The organism is Caulobacter flavus, assembly GCF_003722335.1.
Lineage (GTDB): Bacteria > Pseudomonadota > Alphaproteobacteria > Caulobacterales > Caulobacteraceae > Caulobacter > Caulobacter flavus.
Genome location: NZ_CP026100.1, coordinates 1844070 through 1870282 on the forward strand (window position 1 = coordinate 1844070; position 26213 = coordinate 1870282).

The 26213-nt window shown below is 69.4% G+C and carries 19 protein-coding genes; 4 read left to right on the plus strand and 15 right to left on the minus strand.

Annotated features, from left to right (window positions below):
- Window positions 1-136 precede the first annotated feature (136 nt).
- From C1707_RS08640 to C1707_RS08665, 6 genes are all read right to left on the minus strand, one after another.
- Window positions 137-2161, minus strand: a complete 2025-nt coding sequence (locus C1707_RS08640) for a TonB-dependent receptor plug domain-containing protein (RefSeq protein ID WP_101713912.1) — start codon at window positions 2159-2161, stop codon at window positions 137-139.
- A gap of 27 nt (window positions 2162-2188) precedes the next feature.
- Window positions 2189-2713 (minus strand): hypothetical protein, encoded by a 525-nt coding sequence (locus C1707_RS08645; RefSeq protein ID WP_101713913.1) that lies wholly within the window; start codon window positions 2711-2713, stop codon window positions 2189-2191.
- Between the two features lie 253 nt (window positions 2714-2966).
- Window positions 2967-3440 carry a DNA repair putative endonuclease MmcB gene (mmcB, locus tag C1707_RS08650; protein WP_101713968.1) on the minus strand — a complete coding sequence of 158 codons (474 nt, stop codon included), beginning with the start codon at window positions 3438-3440 and terminating at the stop codon, window positions 2967-2969.
- A 73-nt stretch (window positions 3441-3513) separates the two neighbouring features.
- Entirely contained in the window at window positions 3514-4059 is a 546-nt protein-coding gene (locus C1707_RS08655; RefSeq protein ID WP_101713914.1) for a lipocalin family protein, read from the minus strand.
- Between the two features lie 2 nt (window positions 4060-4061).
- Window positions 4062-4601 carry a lipocalin family protein gene (locus C1707_RS08660; RefSeq protein WP_101713915.1) on the minus strand — a complete coding sequence of 180 codons (540 nt, stop codon included), beginning with the start codon at window positions 4599-4601 and terminating at the stop codon, window positions 4062-4064.
- 155 nt (window positions 4602-4756) lie between these two features.
- Window positions 4757-5881, minus strand: coding sequence for a ferritin-like domain-containing protein (locus tag C1707_RS08665; protein WP_101713916.1), 1125 nt, complete (start codon window positions 5879-5881; stop codon window positions 4757-4759).
- A gap of 168 nt (window positions 5882-6049) precedes the next feature.
- Here C1707_RS08665 and C1707_RS08670 point away from each other — a divergent pair, with 168 nt between their 5' ends.
- Complete coding sequence (locus tag C1707_RS08670; protein WP_101713917.1) at window positions 6050-6754, plus strand: NAD-dependent deacylase; 705 nt, start codon at window positions 6050-6052, stop codon at window positions 6752-6754.
- 3 nt (window positions 6755-6757) lie between these two features.
- Here C1707_RS08670 and C1707_RS08675 read toward each other — a convergent pair whose 3' ends face one another.
- The 5 genes from C1707_RS08675 to C1707_RS08695 form a co-directional block, all read right to left on the minus strand.
- Window positions 6758-7243 (minus strand): tetratricopeptide repeat protein, encoded by a 486-nt coding sequence (locus tag C1707_RS08675; protein WP_101713918.1) that lies wholly within the window; start codon window positions 7241-7243, stop codon window positions 6758-6760.
- 34 nt (window positions 7244-7277) lie between these two features.
- The gene (locus tag C1707_RS08680) at window positions 7278-8171 is read right to left on the minus strand and encodes a LysR substrate-binding domain-containing protein (protein ID WP_101713919.1); all 894 of its coding nucleotides are present in this window, start codon (window positions 8169-8171) and stop codon (window positions 7278-7280) included.
- Between the two features lie 25 nt (window positions 8172-8196).
- Window positions 8197-8388, minus strand: coding sequence for a hypothetical protein (locus C1707_RS08685; protein WP_240633894.1), 192 nt, complete (start codon window positions 8386-8388; stop codon window positions 8197-8199).
- A gap of 263 nt (window positions 8389-8651) precedes the next feature.
- Window positions 8652-9062 (minus strand): SWIM zinc finger family protein, encoded by a 411-nt coding sequence (locus tag C1707_RS08690; RefSeq protein WP_101713921.1) that lies wholly within the window; start codon window positions 9060-9062, stop codon window positions 8652-8654.
- Window positions 9059-9460 (minus strand): metallopeptidase family protein, encoded by a 402-nt coding sequence (locus tag C1707_RS08695; protein WP_101713922.1) that lies wholly within the window; start codon window positions 9458-9460, stop codon window positions 9059-9061. Before C1707_RS08695 ends, C1707_RS08690 begins: the two co-directional genes overlap by 4 nt.
- Window positions 9461-9578: 118 nt before the next feature.
- Between C1707_RS08695 and divL the strand changes: the two genes are divergently transcribed.
- Window positions 9579-11888 (plus strand): cell cycle protein kinase DivL, encoded by a 2310-nt coding sequence (gene divL / locus C1707_RS08700; protein ID WP_101713923.1) that lies wholly within the window; start codon window positions 9579-9581, stop codon window positions 11886-11888.
- Window positions 11889-12150: 262 nt separating this feature from the next.
- On the opposite strand, the gene C1707_RS08705 is transcribed toward divL, so the two are convergent.
- On the minus strand, window positions 12151-15270 hold the full coding sequence (locus C1707_RS08705) for a TonB-dependent receptor (protein ID WP_101713924.1): 3120 nt from the start codon (window positions 15268-15270) through the stop codon (window positions 12151-12153).
- Between the two features lie 704 nt (window positions 15271-15974).
- Entirely contained in the window at window positions 15975-16493 is a 519-nt protein-coding gene (locus C1707_RS08710) for a GNAT family N-acetyltransferase (protein WP_101713925.1), read from the minus strand.
- Window positions 16494-16601: 108 nt separating this feature from the next.
- On the opposite strand from C1707_RS08710, the gene C1707_RS08715 reads away from it, so the two are divergent.
- Window positions 16602-16886 (plus strand): DUF6916 family protein, encoded by a 285-nt coding sequence (locus C1707_RS08715; RefSeq protein WP_101713926.1) that lies wholly within the window; start codon window positions 16602-16604, stop codon window positions 16884-16886.
- A 93-nt stretch (window positions 16887-16979) separates the two neighbouring features.
- Here C1707_RS08715 and C1707_RS08720 read toward each other — a convergent pair whose 3' ends face one another.
- Complete coding sequence (locus C1707_RS08720; RefSeq protein ID WP_101713927.1) at window positions 16980-17597, minus strand: phage tail protein; 618 nt, start codon at window positions 17595-17597, stop codon at window positions 16980-16982.
- Between the two features lie 370 nt (window positions 17598-17967).
- Between C1707_RS08720 and C1707_RS26970 the strand changes: the two genes are divergently transcribed.
- Window positions 17968-25482 carry an IPT/TIG domain-containing protein gene (locus C1707_RS26970; protein ID WP_101713928.1) on the plus strand — a complete coding sequence of 2505 codons (7515 nt, stop codon included), beginning with the start codon at window positions 17968-17970 and terminating at the stop codon, window positions 25480-25482.
- Window positions 25483-25795: 313 nt separating this feature from the next.
- On the opposite strand, the gene C1707_RS08730 is transcribed toward C1707_RS26970, so the two are convergent.
- Window positions 25796-26122 carry a hypothetical protein gene (locus tag C1707_RS08730; protein ID WP_101713929.1) on the minus strand — a complete coding sequence of 109 codons (327 nt, stop codon included), beginning with the start codon at window positions 26120-26122 and terminating at the stop codon, window positions 25796-25798.
- Window positions 26123-26213 lie beyond the last annotated feature (91 nt).

Here is a 26213-nt window from a genome sequence, read left to right on the forward strand (position 1 = left end):
CGGCGGTTGGAAGTCATCAGCCACTTCCCCCTCCGTCGGCTCCGCCGACACCTCCCCCTTCAGGGGGAGGACCTTCGCAAACAAAAAGGGCGGCCCTCGCGAGCCGCCCTTTCCGGTTCTTGCCTGAAGCCCGCGCCTAGAAGCGCTTGCTGACGCTCAGGTACAGGCGGCGCTCGACCTCCAGGCCAGCGCTCTGGCGCTGGCGGCTGCCGCCGAGGTTCTGGCCGCTGAAGGCCAGGGTGACGCCACCGTCGAAGGTGCGGGCCACGCGGCCGCCGATCGCGGCGTAGGCGTCCACGTCCACCAGGCGCGGATTGGCGCCGACGGCGTAGAGGGCGTAGGCCTGATGGTCGCCGACCAGGGTGACGAAGGCGTCGGCCGTCCACGGACCGCCGGTCCAGCCCAGGGCCACGTTGCCGCGATTTTCCGGCGTGGTGGCGCCGAAGGCGGCGGTGCGCAGCACCGGCGAGAAGCCGGCCAGGGGCTCGTCGTCGACCTCGGTGTGGGTCCAGTCGGCGTTCCAGCGGAAGCCGCCCGCCAGCTCGCCCGAGGCGGCCAGTTCGAAGCCGGTCATCTTGCTCTCGCCGATGTTGCGGTAGCTGAGCACCGGCAGGCTGACCGGGGTCGGCGCGACGTCGATCTGGGCCGAGGTCGGCTGGCCCTTCACGTCCTGCGTCTTCTGCACGAAGGCCTTGGCGCTGACCTGGGCCTTGAGGGCGGGCAGGGCGCGCTCGTAGGTCAGCTGGTAGTTGGTGACGATCGCCGGCTCCAGGGTCGGGTTGCCGGCCAGGCCCAGGGTGTAGGGACCGACACTGACGCGGGCCTGCAGGGCGCCCAGGTCAACCAGGGTCGGCACCTGCACGCCGCGGGCGGCGCTGGCCTTGAACGTGTCGACGCCGGTGGCGCGCCAGACGAGGCCGAGGTTCCACGACGGCTCCTCGATCTTGCGATCCCAGTAGCCGTTGCCCAGCGGCGGCGAGCCGGCCGGGAAGTCGCCCTCGCGCGACAGGTCCAGGCTGTCGTAGCGGCCGGCGGCGGTGAAGGCGAGCTTGTCGGTGATCGACCAGTTCCACATCGCCGAGGCCGACAGCACGTCGTAGCTGACTTCGGCGCCGCCGATCGGGGCGGTGTTGACCTCGTTGTGGCGGTACTCGCCGCCGACGCGGATGGTGTGCTTCGCGCCGATCTTGAACAGGTCCTGGGCCGAGACGACCGTGATCTTGTTCTCGAAGCGCGCCTTCTGGCCCAGGATCACGTGCTTGGCGGTCAGGTCGTTCTGGTAGGCCGAGAACTGCAGCTGGCCGGCCTTGGTGTCGGCGGTCAGCGTGCCTTTCAGCGAGCTCGTCAGGTACTTGCTGGGCGAGTAGGCGTAGTTGGACAGCATGTCGCTGACTTGGACGTTCGAGTACGAGCCCTCGACGCGCAGCTCGGCCTTGTCGGTCAGCTGGGTGACGGTGTCGAGGTTGGCCGAGACGCGCGACGGATCGTTCAGCTGGCTCTTGGCCACGCCGACGGTGTTGTCGAACTCGTCGGACTTGGCCGCGCCGGCCGAGAACCGGGCGCTGAAGCGCTCGCCCAGCTTGAGCGACTTGGCCAGCGAGACCTCGCCGTAGCGGGCCGAGCCGCCGCGCACGGTGATGTCGCCGGTCTGGTCGAACTTCGGGTTGGCGGTGATGATGTTGACCACGCCGCTGACGGCGTTGAAGCCGAACAGGGCGCTGTTGGGGCCCTTGACGACCTCGATCTGGCGGATCTCCGACAGCTGCACGGGCAGGGTGGCCCAGGCGGTGTAGCCGTAGTGGTCGAGATAGACCTGGCGGCCGTTGATCAGCACCAGCAGGCGCGGCGACATGGCCTGGTTGTAGCCGCGGACGCTGACGTCGGCGGCGCCGGCGCCCTGGGTCGCGACGTCCAGGCCCGCCACGCGCGACAGGATGGTCGGCAGGTCGACGGCGCCCGAGCGCTCGATGTCGGCGGCCGAGATGATGGTCATGTCCACCGGCGCTTCGGTCGAGCGCTGCGGGGCGCCGGTGGCGCTGGTGGTGACCGGCTCGTTGAACAGCTGCTCGAGCGAGCCGTAGTCGATCGATTGAGCGTGAGCGGCCGAGGCGGCGACGACGAGGAGGCCCGCGGAAGCGCCGGCCAGGAGAGTCTTTTTCATGGGATAGGTCTCTTCAGCTGGCCGGGATCAGACTTCGCGGATCATCATGCGGAAGGCGGACTTGAAGACCGCGCCCACGGCCGCGGCGGCGCCCCGGTTGACGATGATCTCGACCTTGGGATCGGCCGACACGCTCATGACGCAGGCGCCGCTGGCGGCGCAGGACGCGTCCGAGCCGATGGTGATGATCTTCTTGGCCTTGGCGGCCGCGCCCACCGGGGCGGCGTTGACGCCGGTGGTGACGTAGAGGGCGGCCACGCCGCTGACGCCGCCCACGGCGCCGGCTTCGACCGGGCGGGCCGTCAGGCTGAGGGCGCCGGTGTTGAGGCCGCCGCCGATGGCGGCCATGACGGCGTTCTTCTCGGCGACCGAGGCCGGCTTGGACGGATCGAACACGACGCCCAGCACCGCCTTGCCGGTGGGGCCGTTCTCGAGGAAGGTCAGCGCGCGGCCGGCGACCTGCACGTCCTTGGCGGCGTCGGCGTGGGCGCTGATCGGCGCGATAGCGAGGAGCGCCGCGGCCAGCGCCACGACGGGTTTCTTCTTCGACATTCTGTTGAAATCCCCTGCCCTTTGTTGGGCTTGTGAGCGGGGTGATGGCGCGCCGGATGTAAAGAAGACGTAACGCCGTTGAAATGACGGTGTTCTGCAAACGTTTGCACTGGTCGGGTAGTCGACGCTGAGACAACTCCAGGTCTGTAAATGACCTTGCGGCACGGAATGTCTATGCCTTCCGCGCCATCATCTTGAGTTGTGTTCGGACAGAATGTCGCAGTCTCGAACTTATTTTCGGATCGTCGGATTTCTAGATCGAGAGGCGTTCGGCGGCGACGCCGGCCGCGCGCAGGGCCGCCAGGCGGGCGAAGGCCAGGGTCAGGGCCTTGCGCCGGGCCGGGGCGAGGGGAGCGACGGGCGCGGCCCGGACGACGGCCCCGCCGAAGCCGTCGGCGACGATCAGGCCCGGCTCCTGCGGCAGGATCCCGTCGGGAAACTGCGGCGCGACGGCGAAGTGGAAGGCGTCGCAATAGGGCGCGTACTCGCCCCACTTGCGGTCGACGCGATAGTCCTCGATCCCCGATTTGACCTCGACGATGACGATGTCGCCCTTGGGCCCCAGGGCCATCAGGTCGGCGCGGCGGCCGTTGGGCAGGGTCACCTCGGCCAGCGGCGCATAGCCCAGGTCGACCAGCAGCCGCGCCGCCCCGCGCGTGACCGTCAGGGTGGTCTCGGGGCGGCCCATGGCCGAGGGGGCGAGGGTGATGTCGACGACGACGTCCATGGCTTTCACCATGTTCCATCTTTGTTCGCGCTTCAAGCCCGATCCCTCGCCGCTTGGCGGATAAGGGCTCGCCTCAACCCCGCGCGTGCTTGGTCACTCGCAGGCGCGAGACGTCGTAGCCCATGGCCTTGGCGCGGTCGGTGAGGTTCTGGGTCAGGCCGGGGGTCGGCTTGTCGCGCGTCAGCAGCCACAGATAGCGGCCGCTGCCCTCGCCGACGATCGCCCAGCTGTAGTCGTCGGCGTGGTCCAGCACCCAGTAGTCGCCCAGGAAGAACGGGCCGAAGAACGACACCTTCAGCTTGGCCCCGGTGGCCTTGTCGACCACCTTGGCCTTGCCCAGGCTGACCTTCTCGATGCCCTCGGGGCCGCCCTTGCGGCAGGTGTTGCGCACCTCGACCAGGCCGTCGGGGCGCAGGGAATACTCGGCGGTGACGCCGTCGCAGCCCTTTTCGAAACGGAAGTCGTAGCGGGCGGCCTCGTACCACAGGCCCAGATACCGGCTCAGCTCCACCGGCTTGGCCGGCTGGGGCGGCCGCGGATTGCCGGGCGGACCCGCTCCGGCGCAGGCCGACAGCGCCAGCAGGGCGGCGCCGGCGATCGCCAGACTGGCGGCGCGCACCCTCACGCCTCCGGCTGCTGCGGGAAGACCAGCTTCTCGTAGCCCAGGGCCTTGACCCGGGAGAGGGCGGCGGCCTTGGCGGCCTCGTCCATCACCGGCTTGCGCGACAGCAGCCAGACGAAGTTGCCGCCGGGCGTGGCCATGATCGCCCAGCTCTCGTCCTCGGCGCGGTCGAGCACCCAGTATTCCTGCTTCTTCAGGCCGCCCAGGAAGTTCATCGAGAACTTGGCGTTCTCGGACCCGGCGACGATCCTGCCGCTGGTGTTGAAAGTCTTGGCCTTGCCGGTGGCGCTGTCGCGGCGGCAGACCTGACGCACCGAGAAGCTGTCGGCGCTCTTGGTCGTGAACTCGGTGGTCGGCGCCTCGCAGTTGCGTTGGCCCGAATTGGGGGTGCGGGCGATCTCGTACCACTTGCCCGAATAGAAGGCCGCGGCCACCGGCTTGGACGGCGGCTGGGCGCCGGCCAGGGCCGCGGTGGAAAGCGCCAGGACCGGCGTCGCGGCCAGGCTCGCGGCCAGGGACAGGATCAGGCTTACGCGCATGCCGACACCTTGCTCTACGGGTGGGGACCGCCAGGGGAGCGCTGCACGCGCCCCGCTCTAGTCATCCCCCGAGCTGAGCAAAACGCAAGGCGCGGCGCGGGTGTTCCCGCGCGCGCAACCCTCTCTCTTTGAGAGAGGGATTCAGGCGCGAACCCCTACTCCGCCGCGATGGTGACCGGGGCGACCCGGTCCTTGAAGTTGATGGCCTGCAGGTGGCGGATGCCTTCCTCGGCGATGTCGTCGCCGACCATCCGGTCGCCCTCGGCCTTCAGTTCCTCCAGGTCGACGTACATGGCGTAGAAGGCCTTGGTGCGATCGGTGATGATGCCGGCGTTGAGCAGGGTCTTCACCAGCACCCGGAAGATGTTGGTCTGTTCCTTCATGTGCTCGCGACGCAGGTCGTCGGTCATGATCTGCCCGTACTCCTCGACCACCTTGTCGGGATCCAGGCCGAACTCGCGATAGAGGTCCAGCTGCTGGTGCGGCGAGACCAGGTTGAACAGCAGGGTCTGGAAGCAGTGGGCCGCCCAGTCCTCGATGATGGCGTGCTCCTCGGGCGAGAGCTTGGGCACCGTGCGGTCGGCCCAGATCTTCCCGAACTTGTGGTGGAAGGCCTCGTCGGTCATCACCAGCTGCAGCAGCTTCTTGCCGAGCGGATCGTGGATTTCCTTGAAGAAGGTGGCGAAGGCGCCCATGGCCAGGCCCTCGACCAGCATCTGCATGCCGATGATCTTCTTGTAGACCTCGGGCGCGGCGATTATCTCGACCAGCAGGCTCTTGAGCGCCGGGCCGCACTCGACCGGCTTGCCCCAGCGGGCCTTGATGTACTTGGCGAAGGCGGTGACGTGGCGCGCTTCTTCGCGGGTCTGGTTGGCGGCGTATTCCTGCGCGCCCTGGTCTTTCAGCACGTGGCACAGGCTGGCCGACAGGTTCAGCGCGCCCTGCTCGCCGTGCAGGATCGACGAGAAGCTGCGCAGCACCGACTGGTTGATGAAGCGGGTGCGCTGCTTGGGGTCGGAGAGGTGGTTGGAGACATACTCGGTCGACAGGGCGATCACGAGGTCCTCGGGAACCAGCGGCTGGTTCTCCATGTCGAACGGCTCGTCGAAATCGATGTAGGCCTTGTCGAGCGGGTCCCAGAAGTGGTCGTGGGTGGCCGAGATGATCTTGTCGAAGGCGCTCGATCGGTTGCCGTACCGGTCGAGCTCGAGCATGGACTCGAAGTCGTCGGGCGCCACCGCGTCGTACATGGCGTCCTTGGTGATGTTCTTGTCCGTCACGGTCGGCTCCTCTCCTGTAGGCCTCTCGGCTGCTCGAAAAGGGCCCGTCTGGCGCGGGCCTCTCGTCGAGTGAACACTGTCCACTCAAACTTCCGGTACGGTCAAATTAAAAATGACGACGGCGTCACCTTTGCCGCAGCCGCCTGAACCAGAATGGGAAACCTCGCCATGGCGTTGAACGTCTTTGTGCTGACCGGCGCCGGGGTGTCGGCCGAGAGCGGGCTTGGCGCCTTCCGCGACGAAGGCGGGGTATGGACGCAGTACGACCTGTCGGAGGTGGCCACGCCCGAGGGCTTCGCCCGCGACCCGGCCAAGGTGCGGGCCTTCTACGACGCCCGTCGCGCCAACCTGGCGGGCGCCGCGCCCAACCCGGCCCACTTCGCCCTGGCGCGGCTGCAGGCCGGGCTGGCGGCGCGGGGCGGGCGGCTCTTCCTGTGCACCCAGAACGTCGACGACCTGCACGAGAAGGCCGGCTCGACCAATGTCGTCCACATGCACGGCGAGCTGGCCGTCACCCGCTGCCACGCCTGCGAGGCGACGCGTCCCGATCCTGGCCCGCTGGACGCCGGGGCGGCGTGCGCCGCCTGCGGCGCGGGCGGCATGGCCCGGCCGCACGTGGTGTGGTTCGGCGAGGTCCCGCTGTTCATGGACGAGATCTTCGACGCCCTGGAGGACAGCGACCTGTTCGTCGCCATCGGCACCTCGGGTTCGGTCTATCCGGCCGCCGGCTTCGTGACCGAGGCGCGGCGGATGCGGATCCGCACCTGCGAGATCAACCTTGCGCCCTCCGACAACGCCCGCGCCTTCGACGAGCGGCTGTATGGCCCCGCCGGCGAGGTCGTGCCGGCCTGGGTGGAGGGCCTGCTGGCCTGAAGGTCAGGCCAGGCGCGGCCGGAACGGCTCCATCAGCGCCTCGGCCTGGTCGATGTCGTCCTCGTAGACGGTGTCCGACGCCAGCACCCGCGCCAGGCAGCGCACGGCGGCCTCGACCGAGCGGCGCACGCCGACGCCTTCCAGGTAGCACTTGGCCAGCTGCAGGCAGGCGGAGTCGTCGCCGGCCGCCGCGCCGCGCGCGAACCAGCGGACCATGGCGCGGTGATCGCCGCGCTCGCGATAGAGGATGGCGATGTTGTTGGCCGAGACCGTGCAGGTCGCCCGACGCCAGGCCCGGCGATAGAGGCGCATCGCCTCGTCCTTGTCGGGCGGGGCGCCCAGGCCGGTGTCGTGCATGTAGGCCAGGTTGGTCAGGCCGGTGACGTCGCCCAGGTCGGCGCAGCGCGCGTAGCCCTCGCGGGCGCGGGCGTAGTCGCCGGCCTCCTCGGCCTCGAAGGCGATGTGCAGCAGGGCTTCGGTCTCGATCATCGGCCAAGCTATGGCACGGCTGTGCGGCGCGGGCCTAGTCCTCGACCACCGGCGGCGGGATCAGGGACAGGAAGTTGCGCACCAGGGGCGAGGTGTCGCCTGCGCGGGTGGCGATGGCCAGGGGCACCTTCGGCACGGCCCCGTCCAGCGGGCGGTAGACCACGCCGCGCACGGCCAGCTGGGCGATCGAGCCAGGGGCCATGGCCACGCCCAGGCCCGCGGCGACCATGTTGATCATCGCCACGATGTGCGGGGTCTCCTGGCCGACGGTCGGCTCGAAGCCCTCCTGGGCGCAGGCCTCGCGGATCAGGCCCAGGAACGTGCGGCCGATGCCCTGCGAGAAGATCACGAACGGCTCGCCGCGCAGCGCCGCCACCGGCACGCGGGCCTGGGCCGCCAGGCGGTGGCCGACCGGCAGGGCCAGGATCAGCGGCTCCTCGCCCAGGGGCAGCAGGTCCAGCCCCTCGGGCGTGACATTGCCTGGCCGCACGAAGGCCGCGTCCAGTTCGGAATGCAGCAGGCGCTCGGCCAGGCGGGCCGAGTGGCTCTCCTCGACGATCAGGCTGGCGTCCGGATACTTCCAGTGGAACACGGAGAAGGCCTCGGTCACCGCCGGGTGAAAGTTGGCCGACGAGGTGAAGCCCACCCGCAGCGCGCCCACGTGGCCGCCGCCGGCCCGGCGCGCGGCCTCCTTGGCCCGCTCGGCCTGCTCCAGGATCAGGCGCGCCTCGCCCAGGAAGGCGCGGCCGGCCTCGGTCAGCTCCGCGCCGTGCGGGCGGCGCAGGAACAGCGGGTAGCCGATCTCGGTCTCCAGGTCGCGGATCTGCTGGCTCAGCGGCGGCTGGCCGATGCCCAGGCGCGCGGCGGCCCGCGTGAAGTTCAGCTCTTCCGCGAGGGCGACGAAATAGCGGACGTGGCGCAGTTCCATGGACGGAGCGGGACTCGGCGGAAGGTCAGGCGGGCGGAAACTTGCCCGGGACGGTCGGGCGGACGCTTTTCCAGAGGAGCACGGCCAGGGCCGCCAGCGCCGCCGGGATCAGCGCGGCCAACCATACCAGCACCACGACCGTCAGTTGCAACACCGACAACGCGACCACGAGGGCCTTGTTCTCCGGCTTGCTGGCCTTGGGCGGCGGGATGGACACTGACGCAATCTCTCGCAACGCGGCTGGCAAGACTGCGCACGGCGAGCGAGCGCATTCAGGCCAGTCGTCAGCGGTGTTGCATCGACCTCCGACGAATCTGCGGGAAGTATTGCGCAGAATCCGTGATATTCAATCGCAAACTCCCGCGACGGGGGATATTGTGTATTTACGCACCGTCCGTTGCGCGAATTTTGAGGCGAAATATGGACGGTACTCCAGGTATATCTGGAAAGTATTGATCCATATCTTTTGAGTATCGGCGATCAGCCTTCCAGCGTCGCGAGCACCTTGGGGTGGCGGCGGGCCAGTTCCACCAGTCGCTCGACCAGGGCCTCGCGGCTGTCCAGCGCCAGGCCGTCGCGCAGCCTGGACATTCGATCGCGCACCGCCTGCAGGCCCGGTTCGTCCAGGCCGTTGGCCGCCACGACCACGGCCGCCTGGTGCTTGCAGGCGCCGAACTTCTCGAACCCCGGGCAGTCGCAGCGGCCCTCGCCGGCGGGGCTGCGCAGTTCCACGACGTAGAGGTCGCCGGCGCTGCCGGTGACGTGGGCGGTCACGGCGTCGTCCTCGATCGACACCAGGGCGACGTCGCCCTTCTCGGCGATGGCCGCGCCGCTCTCGAACCAGCGCTCGTCCATGCGTTCGCGCCAGGTCTCGGTGTCGAAAAGGCTCATGCCTCGTCCTCGATGCGGTGGATGTCGTCGTCCGACAGCCCGAAATGATGGCCGATCTCGTGGACCAGCACGTGCTCGATCAGCGCGCCGAGGGCCACATCGCCGCGTTCGCACCATTCGTCCAGGATCGGCCGGCGATAGAGGAAGACCATCGAGGGCTGCGCGCCGACGTCCAGCACCGAGCGGCGCGACAGGTCCACGCCCTGGTAGAGGCCGGTCAGCTCGAACGGATCCTCGATGCCCAGGCTGTCGAGCACCTCGTCGGTGGCGAAGTCGTCGACGCGGAAGACGACGTCGCCGGTCAGGCGGCGGAACGCCTCGGGCAGGCCGTCGAAGGCGGCCTTGGCCATGGCGGCGAAATCGTCCAGCGAGGGAGCGAGGCGGTCGGTCCAGGTCATGAACCTGAAATAGCGCCATTCGGCGCGCGGGGAAGGGCTGATCGCGCTCTCGCCACGCGCGGTCTAAGCTGCCAAATCTGATTCGACCCTTACCCTCTGGGGCTTAGCGACACGCCGGATGACATCGCTCGATCTGATCCTGGCCGCGACGGCCGGCGCGGTCTGCCTGGCGATCTGCGCCACGCTGTGGGCCCTGGCCCAACGGCGCGCCTTCGACGCCCGCATCGCCGGCATGAGGCTGCGCCTCGACGCCCTCGAAAGCGGCTCGGTGGCCGCCCAGGCCTCGGCCGAGGCCTTCGACAACGCCCTGGTGGCGGTCGAGGACGGCGCGGCCCGCCTGGTGTCGGGCGACGACAGCCTGCACGCCTGCGCCCAGGTGCTGAACGTCGAGGCCACGCCCGACGCCCTGGTCGAGGCGCTGGTCGCCGGCGATCCCGACCACGCCGCCCGTCTGAAGGCGCTGTTCGAGCGCGGCGAGGCCTGCGCCTTCGAGGCGCGCGGTCCCGGCGGCCGCGTCATCGTCGAGGGCCGCGCGGCCGGGGCGCTCGCCTGGCTGCGCCTGGCCGCCCAGACCGGCGACCTTGGCCTGCCCAGCGCCGCCCGCTTCGCCGCCTTCGTCGACGGCCTGTCCGAGCCCGCCTGGATCGCCGCCGCCGACGGCGCGCCGACCTGGGCCAACGGCGCCTATCTGCGCGCCGTGGGCGTCGAGAACGCCGGGGAAGCCGCCCGCGCCGGCAAGACCTTCGACCGCGCCGTCGACGCCCTGGCCGTCGAGGCCGCCGCCAAGGCCGAGCGCCGCGAGACCGTGCGCTGGACGCCGATCGACGGCCGCCGCCGGGCCTTCCGCTTCACCGTCAAGCCGCTGGACGGCGGCGGGGCCGGCGTGTTCAGCGCCGACGTCACCGAGGTCGAGGACGTCCGCGAGACGCTGAAGAACCACGTCGCCGCCCACGACGAGACCCTCAACCACATCGCCGACGGCGTGGCGATCTTCAGCGCCAGCCGCCGCCTGTCGTTCCACAACATCGCCTTCGCCGACCTCTGGGGCCTGGAGCCGGCGTGGCTGGCCGAGCGGCCGACCCACGGCGAGGTGCTCGACCGCCTGCGCCAGCGCCGCCGCCTGCCCGAGACGGTCGACTACGCCAAGTGGAAGGCCGCCGAACTGGCCCGCTACGAGGACCTGGGGCCCCAGGCCGACGAACTGTGGGACCTGCCCGACGGCCGCACGCTGAAGGTGGTGCGCCAGCCTCACCCGCTGGGCGGCATGCTGCTGCTCTATTCCGACATCACCGGCGAGCTGCGCCTGAAGGCCCAGTACAACGCCCTGATCCAGGTGCAGCAGGCCACGCTGGACAAGCTGAACGACGCCGTCGCCGTGTTCGGGTCGGACGGCCGCCTGCGGCTGCACAACGAGGCCTTCGAGAGCTTCTGGAACGTCACGCCCCAGGCCCTGCAGGCCGCCGGCGACTTCGAGGGCGTGGTCGAGCTGTGCGTGCGCCGCCTGCACGACCTCAGCTTCTGGCGCGAGCTCAAGGGCCGGGTCGCCGATCCGGATCCGCAGATGCGCGCCCCCACCTCGGGCGAGGTGCGCACCTCGGACGGCCGCATCGTGGTCTATCAAAGCCGGCCGCTGCCGGACGGCGCGACCCTGATCGCCTTCGCCGACGTCACCGACACCCGCCACCTGGAAAGCGCCCTGGCCGACCGTTCGGCCGCCCTGGCCGAGGCCGAGCGGCTGAAGCGCGACTTCGTCGGCAACGTCTCCTACGAGCTGCGCACGCCGCTGACGACGATCATCGGCTATTCGGAGCTGCTCGAGCGCGCCGAGGGCCTGCACGAGCGCGGCAAGGGCCACGTGGCCGCCGTGCGCGCCGCCGCCACCCAGCTGGCCCGCTCGATCGACGACGTGCTCGACATGGCCCAGATCGACGCCGGCGAGATGGCGCTGGAGATCGAGGACATCCGCGTGGTCGACCTGCTGCAGGGCGCCTTCCAGCGTGGCGGCAAGGACGCCGAGATCGGCGGGGTGACGCTGGAGGTGATCTGCGACGACGACGTCGGGCTGATCCGCGGCGACGCCAAGCGCCTGAACCAGACCGTCGACCACCTGGTCGAGAACGCCCTGCGCCAGACCCCGCCGGGCGGCAAGGTGACGATCTCGGCCCAGCGGGCGCTGGGCGAGGTCAAGCTGCACGTCAAGGACACCGGCCGGGGCGTGCCCTTCCACGTCCAGGCCCACATCTTCGACCGCTTCGTCGGCCGCGACCGCGGCGGCCCGGGCCTGGGCCTGGCCCTGGTCAAGGCGCTGGTCGAGCTGCACGGCGGCTGGGTGGCCCTGGAAAGCGAGCCGGGCGCCGGCTCGACCTTCACCTGCCACCTGCCCGAGACCCAGCACCCGGGCGCGGCCCAGCCGGAGTTCGGCTTCTAGGGTCACCCGCCACCTCGACCGTCATCCCGGCCGAAGCGCGTAGCGCGAAGAGCCGGGACCCAGGCGACCGGGCGCCGCGGTCAGGTTCGCAACCCGCAGGATGTTGCCGGCGCCCGTCGCGGGCCCCTGGGTCCCGGCCCTCCGCTGCGCTGCGGCTGGGATGACGGGCTTGGTGAGAAGCAAAAAGGGCCTCCCGAGACGCTCGGGAGGCCCTTTTCATGTCTGGAGCCAGGCTCCCGGTTTCCCGGAAGCCCGCTCGCCGTCAGTACTTGTAGGTGAAGCCCATGAAGAACCGGCGGCCGAAGTAGCCCAGCTCGGTCAGGCGGATGTCGCCGGCCGTGGAGCGTTCCTCCTCCTTGGTCAGGTTCTTGCCTTCCACGAAGAGGGACAGGCCCTTGGGGCCCGGCTTCCAGGTGATCTTGCCGTCGAGGTAGCCGGTCGGGTCGCGGAACACCGGCTGGCCCGAGGTGTCGGCGGCCGAGACCAGGTACTTGGAGCGGTAGTTGTAGGCCAGGCGGGCGTTGATCGGACCCTTGTCGTACCAGACCGTGAAGTTGGCGCTGCTCTTCGACAGGCCCGGGAAGGGCAGGGGCGAGCCGTCCAGCGTGGAATAGAGCTCGACGTCCTTGGCTTCCTGGTAGGTGTAGTTGGCGTCGACGCCCAGGCCCGACAGCGCGCCCGGCAGCCAGGTGAAGGCCGTCTTGCCGGTCAGTTCCAGGCCCGAGATCTTGGCCCCGTCGCCGTTGATGTAGGTGCTGTAGTTATACAGGACGCCGTCGCCGTAGTAGTCGACCTTGCCGATCAGGGTGCGCGACGACACGTAGAACGACTTGATGTCCTTGTAGAACAGACCCAGCGAGATCTGGGTGTCGCTGTTGGGATAGTACTCGAACGACAGGTCGTACTGGTTGGCGCGATAGGGCTTCAGCTCCGGATTGCCGGCCGTGCAGCTGGGTTCGTCGAACTCGCCGTTGGCGTCGGGCGAGTTGTCGGTGGTGCAGCTGACCGTCGGCATCAGGTAGTCCATGCGCGGACGGGCCATCAGCTGGGCGAAGCCGGCGCGGGCCGCCAGCTTGTTGGGCGCCAGCCACAGGCCCACGTTGAAGCTGGGCAGCCACACCGTGTAGTCCTTGGTCATGGTGGCGATGCTGTTGCTCAGCACGTAGGTGGTCGAGGTGCCGCCGTTGGTCGCCGCATAGGTCTCGCTGCGGGTCTGGGCGCCGGTGCCGGACGTCTTGGTGTGGACGCGCCGCCAGCCGAAGTTGCCGTTCACGTCGTAGCCCAGCAGCGGGAAGGCGTAGTTGAACTTGATGTACTGGGCGTCGGTCTGTTCCTGGATCCGGTAGGGGATCTGCTCGTAGGTCTCGCCGTCGTTGCCCGTGGTGGTCGTCAGGTTGTTCAGGTTGAAGTGCGACGTGTCGAGGTACTGGGCCACCGAGTTGAAGTTCGGATAGAGCCAGGTCGAGGGCAGGCCATTGCCGCCGAAGTAAAAGGCGCTTGGCAGCTGGGTCATGGCCTGGGCGAAGACGGCGTTCGAGAACGCCCGCGACCAGGTCTCGCTCGTCGACCAGTAGCCGGTGGTGTAGGCGGCCGAGGCGTTGGTCGGGCTGGTCTGGTCGGCGCTCTGGCTGGCCAGGATCGTCGCCGTCGAGTTGACCGCGTTGCTGTAGATCACCGTATCGTCGGTGGTCGAATAGGCGTTGGCGCCGCCGTCGATGATGTAGCCGCCGTAGCCGTAGCCCGTGGTCGAGAAGTCGGTGGCGCGGCCGCCGAACTCGATCTTCTTCAGGAACGGCAGGTCGACCTCGTAGTCGAAGTCGAGCTTGTACTGCTTCTCCTCCGAGGCCGAGTTCGAGGGCCGGTACTGGATCTGCCACTGGCGGATCGCCGAGGCGTCCGAGGGGCTGTAGCCGCTGGCGAAGGCGAACGACGGATTGCCGGTCGACGGGTCCAGCGTCACCGTCAGGCCCGGCGTGTCGAAGCTGACGCTGACGTTGTTGGTCTGCGAGACGGTCGAGGTCTCGGCGCTGGAGGCCTGGAACTCGATCTGCAGGCGGTCGCCGCGATAGTTGGCGCCGATGTTGTAATAGTCGCTGGTCGACTCGTAGGCGAAGTCGCGGGCGCTGATGCCGAAGCCGTTGTAGCCGCCGGCGCCCGAGGTCGTGAGGCAGTTGCCCAGGGTGTACTGGATGACGTTGTGGTTGGCGTCGGTGACCACCGAGCCGGCCGTGGTGTCGGTGCTTGAGCACGAGGTGCCGTTGGCGGCGGTGTTGCGTAAGCGTGTCGCCGAGGTGAAGTCGGTGCCGTAGTTGATGTCGTTCAGCCGCTGGCTGCGCTCATTGCGGTTGTAGCTGACCCAGGCGTCGATCTTGTCGGTGAACTTGTACTGGGCCGTGAACTCGGCCGAGATCCGCTCGTCGGTGCGGGTCCAGACGCCGTAGCGGGCCACGCGCGGGGCGTAGTCGTACCACTGGCTCTGGCAGGCTGTGCGCAGGTTGCTGGTCGAGATCTGGGTGGCGTCGGGCGTCACCAGCGACGAGCAGCCGGCATAGGTGTCGACGCCGCTGGCCAGGTCGACGATGTCCTGGCTGTAGGCTGTGGAATAGTAGTCGACGGTCTTGTCGGCCGAGTTGTCGAAGTCGGCGAACCGGCCCCAGGACGAGTTGCGCACGTAGTCACCGCGCGTGTTGACCTTGTCGTAGGTGACGTTGGCCATCAGGCCCAGGCGCCCATCGAACAGCTGGGTGGCGGCGAAGACGTTGCCGCGCGGCTTCCAGCCGTCGACCGTGTCGAGGTTCTGCATCGAGCCGGTGAACGACAGGGTGGGCTTCTTGAAGTCCAGCGGCTTGCGGGTCGTGACGCTGACCGTGCCGCCGACGCCGCCCTCGGTCATGTCGGCGGTGAAGCCCTTGAACACGTCGATCGACTTGACCAGTTCGGAAGCCAGCTCGCGGAAGTCGTTGGAGCGGCCGCCGCCGCCATAGACCTGCAGGTTGCCGGCCGTCGACAGGGTGCTCATGCCGTTGATCTCGACGCGGTTCAGGTCGGGCTCGACGCCGCGGATCGACACCGCGTTGCCCTCGCCGAAGTCGCGGGCCAGCTGCACGCCGGTCACCCGGCCCAGGGCCTCGCCGACGTTCTTGTCGGGGAACTGGCTGATGTCCTCGGCGACGATGGAGTCCGAGATCGTGCCGGCGCGCTTCTTGCGGCCCATGGCCGACTGCAGGCTGGCGCGGGTGCCGACGACGACGATCTCCTCGACCTTGTTCTCGACGGTGGTCGCGGGGGTCTGTTCGGGAGCGGCCTGGGCGAGGGCGGCGGGCGCGCCGATCCCCAGAATGGCGATGGCCAGGCTCGTGCTCGCCAGCAGTTGGTGTTTCATGGGTTTCCTCCGATGAGAGACTGGCGGTGACCCGCCTTCTTTCGCCGCCAGGTCCAGAGGCCCTGCGGCGTGTTGATGGATGGCTGGACGCGAGGCGCGGCGACGCGGCGGTCGCGACCGGCGGGCGCGACGAAGCGGTTGTCGATGCGGGCTTGCGCTGGACGCCGAGTCCGAGAGACGCGCGGCGGCGTCGGATCTTCGGCGTGTCGCGATCGGGCGGGGGTCTCGCGCCGTCGCGGTATTCAAGCGGTCTTCACGGTCGCCGTGGATCTTCAGATCTCTGCGGCGGCCTCAGAAATCAGACGGGGGAGGCCGTGTTGTCAATCTCTGTTGTCTGAGTTTTGACAACATAACCATGTATTCGACGATCTTTTCTCATGTGAAAATCGATCGATCATTTTGGTTTCGAATTGTTGCGGCGGTGAAAATATCGATACGTACTAATCTCAACTTGTGAGATCGTGTCGCGAAAAGCGGGATTCAACTTGCCAGGCCCGCGCCGCGCGCCTACGGACTGGTCCTGGCGGCGAGCTCCGGCCGCGAGGCGGGCTTGTCTGGGAAGGGGAAGGCGGAGGACCAGGATCAGCGGCCCCGCGGGCGCGCCAGGCGCGCGTCGCGGCGCCGCGCGGACTTTACGGATAGGATTGAACTGCGCGTGGCGGTTTTGTTTGTGCGCCACCGAACGTCAGACGGGGCCGATCGGCTCAGCCCGGGCGCCAGCGCATGGCGACGGCGATCTCGGTCGCCGATGGCTCCTCGACGAAACCGGCCTTGCGATAGAGGGCCAGGGCGGGGGCGTTGTCGAAGCCTACGTCCAGCGTGATCGAGGCGGCGCCGGCCTCGACGGCGGCCGTCTGCAGCCATGTCATCAGGCGCGATCCCAGGCCCGCGCCGCGCGCCTCGCGCGCCAGCAGCAGGTCGACCAGCCGCCAGTCGGGGCGCGAGCGGTCGACGATCATCCGCCCGACGGGCTCGTCCGCACGCAGCGCCAGCCAGTGATCGGCCCTGGGATGGGCGGCGGCGAAATGGATCTGCTGCAGGCGCAGCTGATCGGCCATCAGCACGGCGACCTGGGCCTCGCCCATGCCCATCTGGAGGAAGGCCTCGCCCCGGAACTGGGCGTGCCACCTGGCCAGCAGCGGCGCGTCCGCGTCCGTGACCGGACGAAGGGCCAGGCCCTGGGGGGCGAGCGTTTCGGACGACGGCGGGACGGACGATTTCATCGCGACGACTCGCGGGTGAATGCTCTAAACCGATCCATAGGTTGCGCCTCGTGATCGCGGGTTCGCCGGCGACGGCGCGACGGGAAACGATAGAGAGGAGGGGGCTCAATGCTGCTGCTGAAGCCGGAAGATTTCGAAGCCTGGGTGGGCAAGCAGGTGCGGGTGGCCACCATACCCCACGCCGTTGAGGTGACGCTGGTCGAGGTCAAGCGGGCCAACTACGTGCACGACCTGCGCGACCCGTTCTCGCTGTTCTTCGAGTCGCCGCTGGGCGTCAGCCTGATCGACGGCAACTACGAGTTCGACTGCGGCAAGGGCGGTCCGCACGTCATCGCCATCACCCAGCTGAAGCCGCAGGGCGACCGCCGCGTCTACCAGGCCGTCTTCAACTGACGGGGCCGCCTTTTCTGGCGGCAGGACGGGCATCCGAAATAGAAAACGCCGGCCCTTGGTCTCCCAGGGGCCGGCGTCGTCATGTTCAGGGGATCAGTTGCGCGAGGGGAAGATGCCTTCGACGCAGATGATCGACTGCAGGCCGAGGTAGGGCTGCATGTTGTTGAAGGCGGCGTTGTTGCCGGTGATGCCGACGGTCACGCTGCCGCCGATGCCCGTCACGTTGCCGGTCGACAGGTTGACCGCCGTGCCGGTGGTGCCGGCCGGAGCGAAGATGCTCGTGGTGGTGAAGTTGGTGGTGTCGTAGGCGTTGCAGATCTGGGCGTTGGTGGTCGGCTGAACGGCCTGCTGGCCGTCGGTCACGTTGCTCAGAGCCGTGATGTTGACCGTGGGCGAGCCCGTCGGGGTGAACACGGCGGCGTGGTTGTGAGCCGGCAGGTTGGTGATGTTCAGGGTGGTGGTCGGCGTACCGCCCACTTCACCCTGGTTGTAGAGCGGCAGGCCCGGGCCCTGGCCGGGGCCGATCGGCGCGCGGCCGCGCAGGTCCGGCAAGGCGAAGGTGGTCTGCCCATTGCCGCCGAAGGTGGTGCCCAGCAGCGAGAAAAGAGCGGTGTTCTGAGCGATGCTCAGGATTTGACCGTTGGTGTACATGAAGCTGCGCGGCGCGAAGCTGCCCGCGAACTGCACGATCATAGCCAGATAGAATTCCATGGCGTCAGGCCCTCCCACAATGTTGAGTTGCCAGGCTACACAGCAGCGTCCCTAGCGCGCAAGACGCTCGTTTCACCTGTACAGGCCTGGTTCCGGCAAGGCGCGGCGCAACACCCGGAAATCACTTGAGAACCGGTTTGAGCGCAGCGGCGTCTCAAACTTGGAACACACTCTTTGCGCGCGATGTGACAAACCACACCGAAATGCCGTGGGGCTGTGCATAACGTACAGTTACGTGTAATGAGCCGGTAATGCGCGCGGATGGAGAGTCCGGGGCGGACGACCGCGCGTGGATAATTGGGGCTGGGGAAATTCGATGTTCCAGGGGTGGCTGACCCGTGTTCTGCGGGATTTGGCGTCGTTTGCGACGATGGGTCAAAAGCTGGAGCGCGCCGGGGGTCTGGGGCTTCGCCACGCCGTCATCGCGCTGTTCGCGGTCATGACCACCCTGGCGCCCACGCTGGCCGCCGCATCCACCGGGTGCGCCGCCGTCAATGCGGGGGCTCTGGACAGCTCCACGACCTTCGCCGGCACCGCGATCACCAGCACCAATGCGCGTGAATCCACGACCACGCTGGCGTTCAACGGCGTCAACGTCGGGCTGACGAATGCGACGGCTCTGAGATGGTATCCTGGCGGACCTCACGCCTTCGCGGTCGGCGACGTCATCAACATGACGATCAGCACGGACAATCCCGTCGCCATGTTCCAGCGGGCCACGTCCGCCGGCGGCGCGTTCGTCAACATCGGCACGACCTCGGGCTCCTATCAGTACACCGTCACCGCGAGTGAATTCGCCTTCCAGACCCGGGCGGCGCAGAACAACACCAACGGCACGTCGTCGTTCGTCGCCACCTGCACGCCCGCGCCGCCGACGATCTCGAACCTGACGCCGACGGCGGGCCCGACCGCTGGCGGCACCTCGGTGACGCTCACCGGCGAGAACTTCCTGGGCGCCACCGTCACCGTCGACGGCGCCACCGTCACCCCGACCACGCTGACCGACACCACGATCGTCCTCACCACGCCCGCCCACGCGGCCGGCCTGGTGGCGATTGCGGTGGCCACGGCCGGTGGCAGCACCTCGTCGAACTTCACCTACGTCGCGCCCCCCACGGTCACCTCGATCTCGCCGACCGCCGGCCCGACGACGGGCGGCACGACGGTGATCATCACCGGCACGAACTTCTCGGGCGCCACCGCCGTCACCTTCGGCGGCACGGCGGCCACCGGCTTCACCGTCGACAGCGCCACCCAGATCACGGCCACCGCGCCGGCCGGCAGCGGCACGGTCGACGTCCGCGTCACCACGGTGGGCGGGACCAGCGCCACCAGCGCCGCCGACCAGTTCACCTATGTGCCCGCACCGGCAGTGACGTCGATCTCGCCGACGGCGGGGCCGACGACCGGCGGCACGACCGTGACCATCACCGGCACGAACCTGTCGGGCGCCACCGCCGTCACCTTCGGCGGCACGGCGGCTACCGGCTTCACCGTCGACAGCGCCACCCAGATCACGGCCACCGCGCCGGCCGGCAGCGGCACGGTCGACGTCCGCGTCACCACGGTGGGCGGGACCAGCGCCACCAGCGCCGCCGACCAGTTCACCTATGTCCCGGCTCCGACCGTCACATCGATCTCGCCGACGGCGGGCCCGACCGGCGGCGGCACGACCGTGACCATCACCGGCACGAACCTGTCGGGCGCCACGGCCGTCACCTTCGGCGGCACGGCGGCGACGGGCTTCACCGTCGTCAACGGCACCACGATCTCGGCCACGGCTCCGGCCGGCGCGGTCGGCACGGTCGATGTCCGCGTCACGGCCATCGGCGGCACCAGCGCCACCAGCGCGGCCGACCAGTTCACCTATGTCGCGGCTCCGACCGTGACGTCGATCTCGCCGACGGCGGGTCCGACGGGCGGCGGCACGACGGTGATCATCACCGGCACGGGCTTCTCGGCCGCGTCGCCCACGGGCGCGGTGAAGTTCGGGGCGACCAACGCCACCTACACCATCAACAGCAACACCCAGATCACGGCCACCTCACCCGCCAACGCGGCCGGCACCTATGACGTGACGGTCACCACGGTGGGCGGGACCAGCGCCACCAGCGCGGCCGACCAGTTCACCTACGTGGCGGCTCCGACCGTGACCTCGATCTCGCCGACGGCGGGCCCGACCACCGGCGGCACGACCGTGACGATCACCGGCACGAACCTGTCGGGCGCCACAGCCGTCACCTTCGGCGCCACGGCGGCCACGGGCTTCACCGTCGACAGCGCCACCCAGATCACCGCCACCGCGCCGGCCAACTCGGCGGGCACCTACGACATCCGCGTCACCACGGTGGGCGGCACCAGCGCCACCAGCGCGGCCGACCAGTACACCTACGTTTCGGCTCCGACCGTCACCGCTGTCTCGCCGACGGCGGGCCCGACGGGCGGCGGCACGACGGTGATCATCACCGGCACGGGCTTCGCGGCCGCGTCGCCCACGGGCGCGGTGAAGTTCGGCGCGACCAACGCCACCTACACCATCAACAGCAACACCCAGATCACCGCCACCTCGCCCGCCAACGCGGCCGGCGCCTATGACGTGACGGTCACCACGGTGGGCGGGACCAGCGCCACCAGCGCGGCCGACCAGTTCACCTACGTGGCGGCCCCGACCGTGACCTCGGTTTCGCCGACGGCGGGTCCGACCTCTGGCGGCACGACCGTGATCATCACCGGCACGAACCTGTCGGGCGCCACGGCCGTCACCTTCGGCGCCACGGCGGCCACCGGCTTCACCGTCGACAGCGCCACCCAGATCACGGCCACCTCGCCGGCCAACGCGGCGGGCACCTACGATATCCGCGTCACCACGGTGGGCGGGACCAGCGCCACCAGCGCCTCCGACCAGTTCACCTATGTCCCGGCTCCGACCGTGACGTCGATCTCGCCGACGGCGGGCCCGACGGTCGGCGGCACGACCGTGACCATCACCGGCACGAACCTGGCGGGCGCCACGGCCGTCACCTTCGGCGGCTCGGCGGCCACGGGCTTCACCGTCAACAGCAACACCCAGATCACCGCCACCGCGCCGGCCAACGCCGCGGGCACCTACGATATCCGCGTCACCACCGTCGGCGGGACCAGCGCCACCAGCGCGGCCGACCAGTTCACCTACGTGGCGGCTCCGACGGTGACGTCGATCTCGCCGACGGCGGGTCCGATCGGCGGCGGCACGACGGTGATCATCACCGGCACGGGCCTGTCGGGCGCCACGGCCGTCACCTTCGGCGGCACGGCGGCCACCGGCTACACCGTCAACAGCGGCAGCCAGATCACCGCCACGGCTCCGGCCGGCGCGGTCGGCACGGTCGATGTCCGCGTCACCACCATCGGCGGCACCAGCGCCACCAGCGCCAGCGACCAGTACACCTATGTCGCCGCGCCGACGGGCAGCAGCTTCACCTTCAGCGGTACGGCCATCTACAACACGGGCGCGAACACGACGGCGTCGATCGACGTCGCCACCGAGGGCTCCGTCCAGAACAGCCCGACCAGCTATGCGGTCGGCTCGGCGACCACCGCCCAGGGCGGCGGCGTCACCATCAACAGCAGCGGCCAGGCCACCTACACCCCGCCGGTCGGCTATCGCGGCAGCGACAGCTTCACCTACACGGCGACCAATGTCGGCGGCACCTCGGCGCCGGCGACCGTCACCGTGAACGTGGGCGATCCGACCTTCTCGGCGACCCTGACCGCGCCCACGGCCACCGTCGGCGTCGCCTACACCGGCGGCGTCACGATCAGCGGCGGTCGCGCGGCCTACACGGTCAACAGCATCAGCGGCCTGCCGCCGGGGCTGACCGACCAGGGCGGCGGCGCGTTCAGCGGCACGCCGACCAGCGACGGTTCGTACTCCATCACCTTCAACGTCACGGACAGCTCGCTGGGCAGCCCGTACACCTCGACGGCTTCGGCGACCCTGACCATCGGTCTGCCGCCGCCGCCGGTAGTCGCATCGATCGGGGCCCCGGCCGTGGCCTACAACGCCACGGGCGCGACGTTCAGCGTCACGGGCACCAACAACCCGACCGGCTACGCCGTCGGCTCGGCGACGACCGCCAATGGCGGCTCGGTGAGCGTCAGCAGCGCCGGCCTGGTCACCTACAACGCGCCGACGGGCTTCCGCGGCAACGACAGCTTCACCTACACGGCGACCAACCAGGGCGGCACGTCCAGCCCCGCGACCGTCACCGTGCCGGTGAGCAACCCGACCTTCACGATCACCCTGCCGTCCGCCACGGGCGTCGTGGGGGATGCGTACAACGCCGCCGGTACGCCGGTGACCGTCACCGGGGGTCAGGCTCCGTACTCCGGCTTCTCGGCCACCGGCCTGCCCGCCGGCCTGTCGATGAACAGCTCGGGCGTCATCTCGGGCACGCCGACGCTCGAGGCCAACACCACGGTGGTGGTCACGCTCACCGACAGCTCGGCCGGCACCGGCCCCTTCACCAGCACGGCCTCGGCCCCGCTGGAGATCCTGGCTCCGACCCTGGTGATCAACCCGGTCTCGACCACGCTGCCTGCTGCGACCCAGCACTCGGCCTATAACGTGACCCTGACCACCACCGGCGGCACCGCGCCCTACCAGTACACCACCGCTTCGACGCTTCCGAACGGGGTGAGCCTCGCCGCCAACGGCTCGCTCTCGGGCACGCCGACGCAGACGGGCACCTTCAGCGTGGACGTCCGTTCTACCGACGCCTCGGTCGGCGGGCCGTACTTCGTCGACAAGACCTACACGCTTGTCGTCAACCCGCCGGCTCCGCCGACCCCGGCCGACGTCTCGGTGACCGTCGCCGCCAACAGCACCGGCAATGTCATCAACGCCAGCCTGAGCGGCGTGCCCGCGACCGGCGTGACCGCTTCGACCCCGGCTCACGGGACGATCACGGCCACGTCGACCACGGCGCCGTTCACCTTCACCTACGAGCCGACGCCTGGCTTCTCGGGCACGGACACCTTCACCTACACCGCCAGCAACGCCGGCGGGACCTCGGCCGCGGCCACGGTCACCGTCACCGTCACGCCGCCGACCCTCGTGGTCACCGGCGCGCCCGGTAACGGCACGGTGGGCGTGCTCTATACCAACGCCACCTTCACCGCCTCGACCGGTACGGCGCCCTACACCTTCGGTGGGACGTCCGTGCCGCCTGGCCTGGTGCTCAACACCGCCGGCGTCCTGTCTGGGGTTCCGAGCGCGGGCGGTTCGTTCAACATGGTGGTCACGGCCACCGACGCCTACGGGGCCACCGGTTCGGCCACCTTCCCGATCACCATCGCCAGCCCGACCCTGTCGCTGGCGCCGACCTCTCTGCCGGTCGGTGACTACGGTGTGGCCTACAGCCAGACCTTCCAGGCCTCGGGCGGGTATCCGACCTACACCTACACGGCGACTGGCGCGCTCCCGACCGGCGTGACGCTCAATGCTTCGACCGGCGAGCTTTCGGGCACGCCGACCGAGGCCGGCAGCTTCCCGCTGACGGTCACCGCTACGGACTCGGCCACCGGCTCGGGCCCGTACCAGGTCAGCGTCAACGTCACCCTGACGATCAACCAGGCCGCCGTTCCGGTGGTCGAGCCGACCAACACCTCGACGCCGTCCGGTTCGCCGACGACGATCGACGTGTCGAGCCTGATCGACGGCTTCTATGACTCGGTGATCATCACCACGCCGCCGCAACACGGCACCGCCGTCGTCAACGGCAGCGCCTCGCGGATGCGCTCGCAGTCCGGTCCGTCGGTGACCATCACCTACACCCCGAACCCGGGCTACTTCGGTCCGGACAGCTTCAGCTACGCCGCCTCGGGTCCCGGGGGCACCTCGTCGCCGGCCGCCATCAGCGTGGCCGTCGCCGCCCCGGCTCCGGTCGTCGTCGACGACACCGCCACGACCAACGCCAATGCGGCGGTGGTCATCGCGGTGACGACCAACGACACCGGCCCGCTCGACACGATCGCGGTCGCGACCCAGCCGGCCAACGGCACGGCGACGGTCTCGGGCCTCAACGTCAACTACGTCCCCGCCCAGAACTTCTTCGGCACGGACACCTTCACCTACACGGCCACCGGTCCCGGCGGCACGGGCGGTCCGGCGACGGTCACCGTCACGGTCAACCCGCTGGCGGTCCCGACCCAGTCGGCCCAGACCCTCACCGTCCTGGCCGGCCAGTCGGTCACCCTCGCGGCGACCCAAGGCGCGACCGGCAGCCCGTTCACGGGCGTGGCGGTGGCCACGGCTCCGACCAAGGGCGTGGCGGTCGTCAACGGCGAGACCATTGTCTACACCCCGGCCACCGGCTTCTCCGGTTCGGACAGCTTCACCTACCGGATCAACAATCCGTTCGGTGCGTCCACCCCGGTTCCGGTGACCGTCACCGTCAACCCCGCGCCCCTGACGGCGCCGCCGATCACCGTCGAGATCCTCGCCGGCCAGAAGGCGGTCGTTAACCTGGTCAGCGGAGCCAGCGGCGGGCCGTTCATCGGCGCGGCGGTGGCGTCGATCACGCCCGCCAACTCCGGCGCGGCCGTGGTGACCAACCCCTCGTCGGGCGCCTACACCCTGACCTACACCCCCGACAACGCCTTCGCGGGCACGGCGGTGGTGACCTACACCCTGAGCAACGCCTTCGCGACTTCGGCCCCCGGCCGGATCAACGTGATCGTCAAGGCTCGTCCGGATCCGTCGCAGGATCCGGAAGTGAAGGGTCTGATCGCGGCCCAGGACGCGGCGGCTGTCCGCTTCGCCGACGCCCAGATCAGCAACTTCAACCGTCGTCTCGAGCAGCTGCACAACGGCGGCGGCGCGGGTCGCGGGTTCGGGGTCAGCGTCAGCGGCGGCGACGCCGAGCGCGAGGACGGCCTGGAAGCGCGCGAGCGGTTCCGCAAGTACGCCAGCCTCGGCATGAACGACGCGGCCGATCCGTCCAGCCCGCTGCTGCCCGAACCCTCGGCCGGCTACACGGCCAAGGACGACGGCGAGGACGGCCAGGCCGGTCCCAAGCGCTGGGGCGTCTGGGCGGCCGGTTCGGCGGACTTCGGGATGCGTGACGCGGTCGGGTCGCAAAGCGGCTTCCGCTTCACCACCGATGGTCTGACCGGCGGCGTCGACTACCGGGTCAACCCCGACTTCGCCTTCGGCCTGGGCGTCGGCTACGGCCGCGACTCCAGCCGGGTCGGCAAGTCGGGCACCAAGAGCCGGGCCGAAAGCTACAGCGCCGGCCTCTACGCCAGCCTGAAGACGGGCGAGAAGACCTTCCTCGACGGGGTCCTCGGCTACGGCACGCTCGACTTCGACACCCGCCGCTACGTCACCTCGACGGGCGAACTGGTGAACGGCGAGCGCAACGGCGACCAGGTGTTCGGCGCCCTGACCTTCGGGATGGAGCACCGCACGCAGACCAGCCTGCTGTCGCCTTACGGCCGCGTCGCCTACAGCCGTTCGCAGCTGGACGCGTTCTCGGAAAACGGCGGCGGGCCCTACGGCCTGACCTACCACGCCCAGACCGTGAAGAGCCTGACCGGCACCCTCGGCCTGCGTGGCGAGTTCCTCCGCAAGACGGCGGCCGGCCTGCTGGCTCCGCGCTTCCGGGTCGAGTACTCGCACGACTTCGAGAAGACGGGCGACGCCCTGCTCAACTACACCGACTGGGTGGGCGGGCCGACCTATCGCCTGACGGTGGATCCGATCGACCGCGACCAGCTGCGGCTGGAGCTCGGGGCCGACCTGACCATCAAGAACGGCATCCGGCTCGGCCTGGACTTCGACAACATGGTCACGAAGGACAGCGACAGTCAGGGCGTCAGGCTCTCGATCCAGTCGCCCTTCTGATCGAAGGCGAAGACCTGAACTGAGGAGGGCGGCGCCAGCCACGGCGCCGCCCTTTCTTTTTTCTCCAGCTCCTCCCTCGCGAAGCGGGGGGGAGGTGGCGCGCTGCGGATACGCAGCGTGACGGAGGGGGCGAGGGGCGGAGCGCCGTGCGCGCGGCCGCCCCCTCCACCCCTTCGTGGTCCCCCTTCCCGCAAGCGGGGGAGGAGCTCTGGGAAGGAACTACAGGCCAAAAGAAAACGCCCGGCGGGATCAACCCGCCGGGCGTTCGCTGTTCAAGGCTTCGAAAGGCGCGGTCGACCGCGCCCCCCGGGGCCTAGCGGTCGAAGTTGCGGGCCAGCAGGAAGCCGAACACCGCGCCGGCCACGAAGGTGCCCAGGGCCAGGGCCAGCGGGTGCTCCTCGGCGGCCTTGTGGGCGGCCTCGGCCTTGGGCTTGGACCAGGCGACGGCGGCGTCGGTCTTGTCGTGCACGTATTCGCGGGCGACCTGGGTCTTTTCCACGGCGGTCTCGGCCACCGTGGTCGCCGCCTTCTTGACGGCGGTGGCGGCCTTGGCGGCGGTCTTTTTGGCGCTGGCCTTGACGTTGCTCTGGGCCGCGCTGGCGCCGCCTGCGAGGTCGGTCTTGATGGTGGCGTCGGTCATCGGCGTCTCCCGTATGAAATGGGCGTGCCCGGGCGCGGCGCGGGACGCGCGGCGAGGGGTCTGGAGACTAACACCTGGCGAGCCGGTTTGG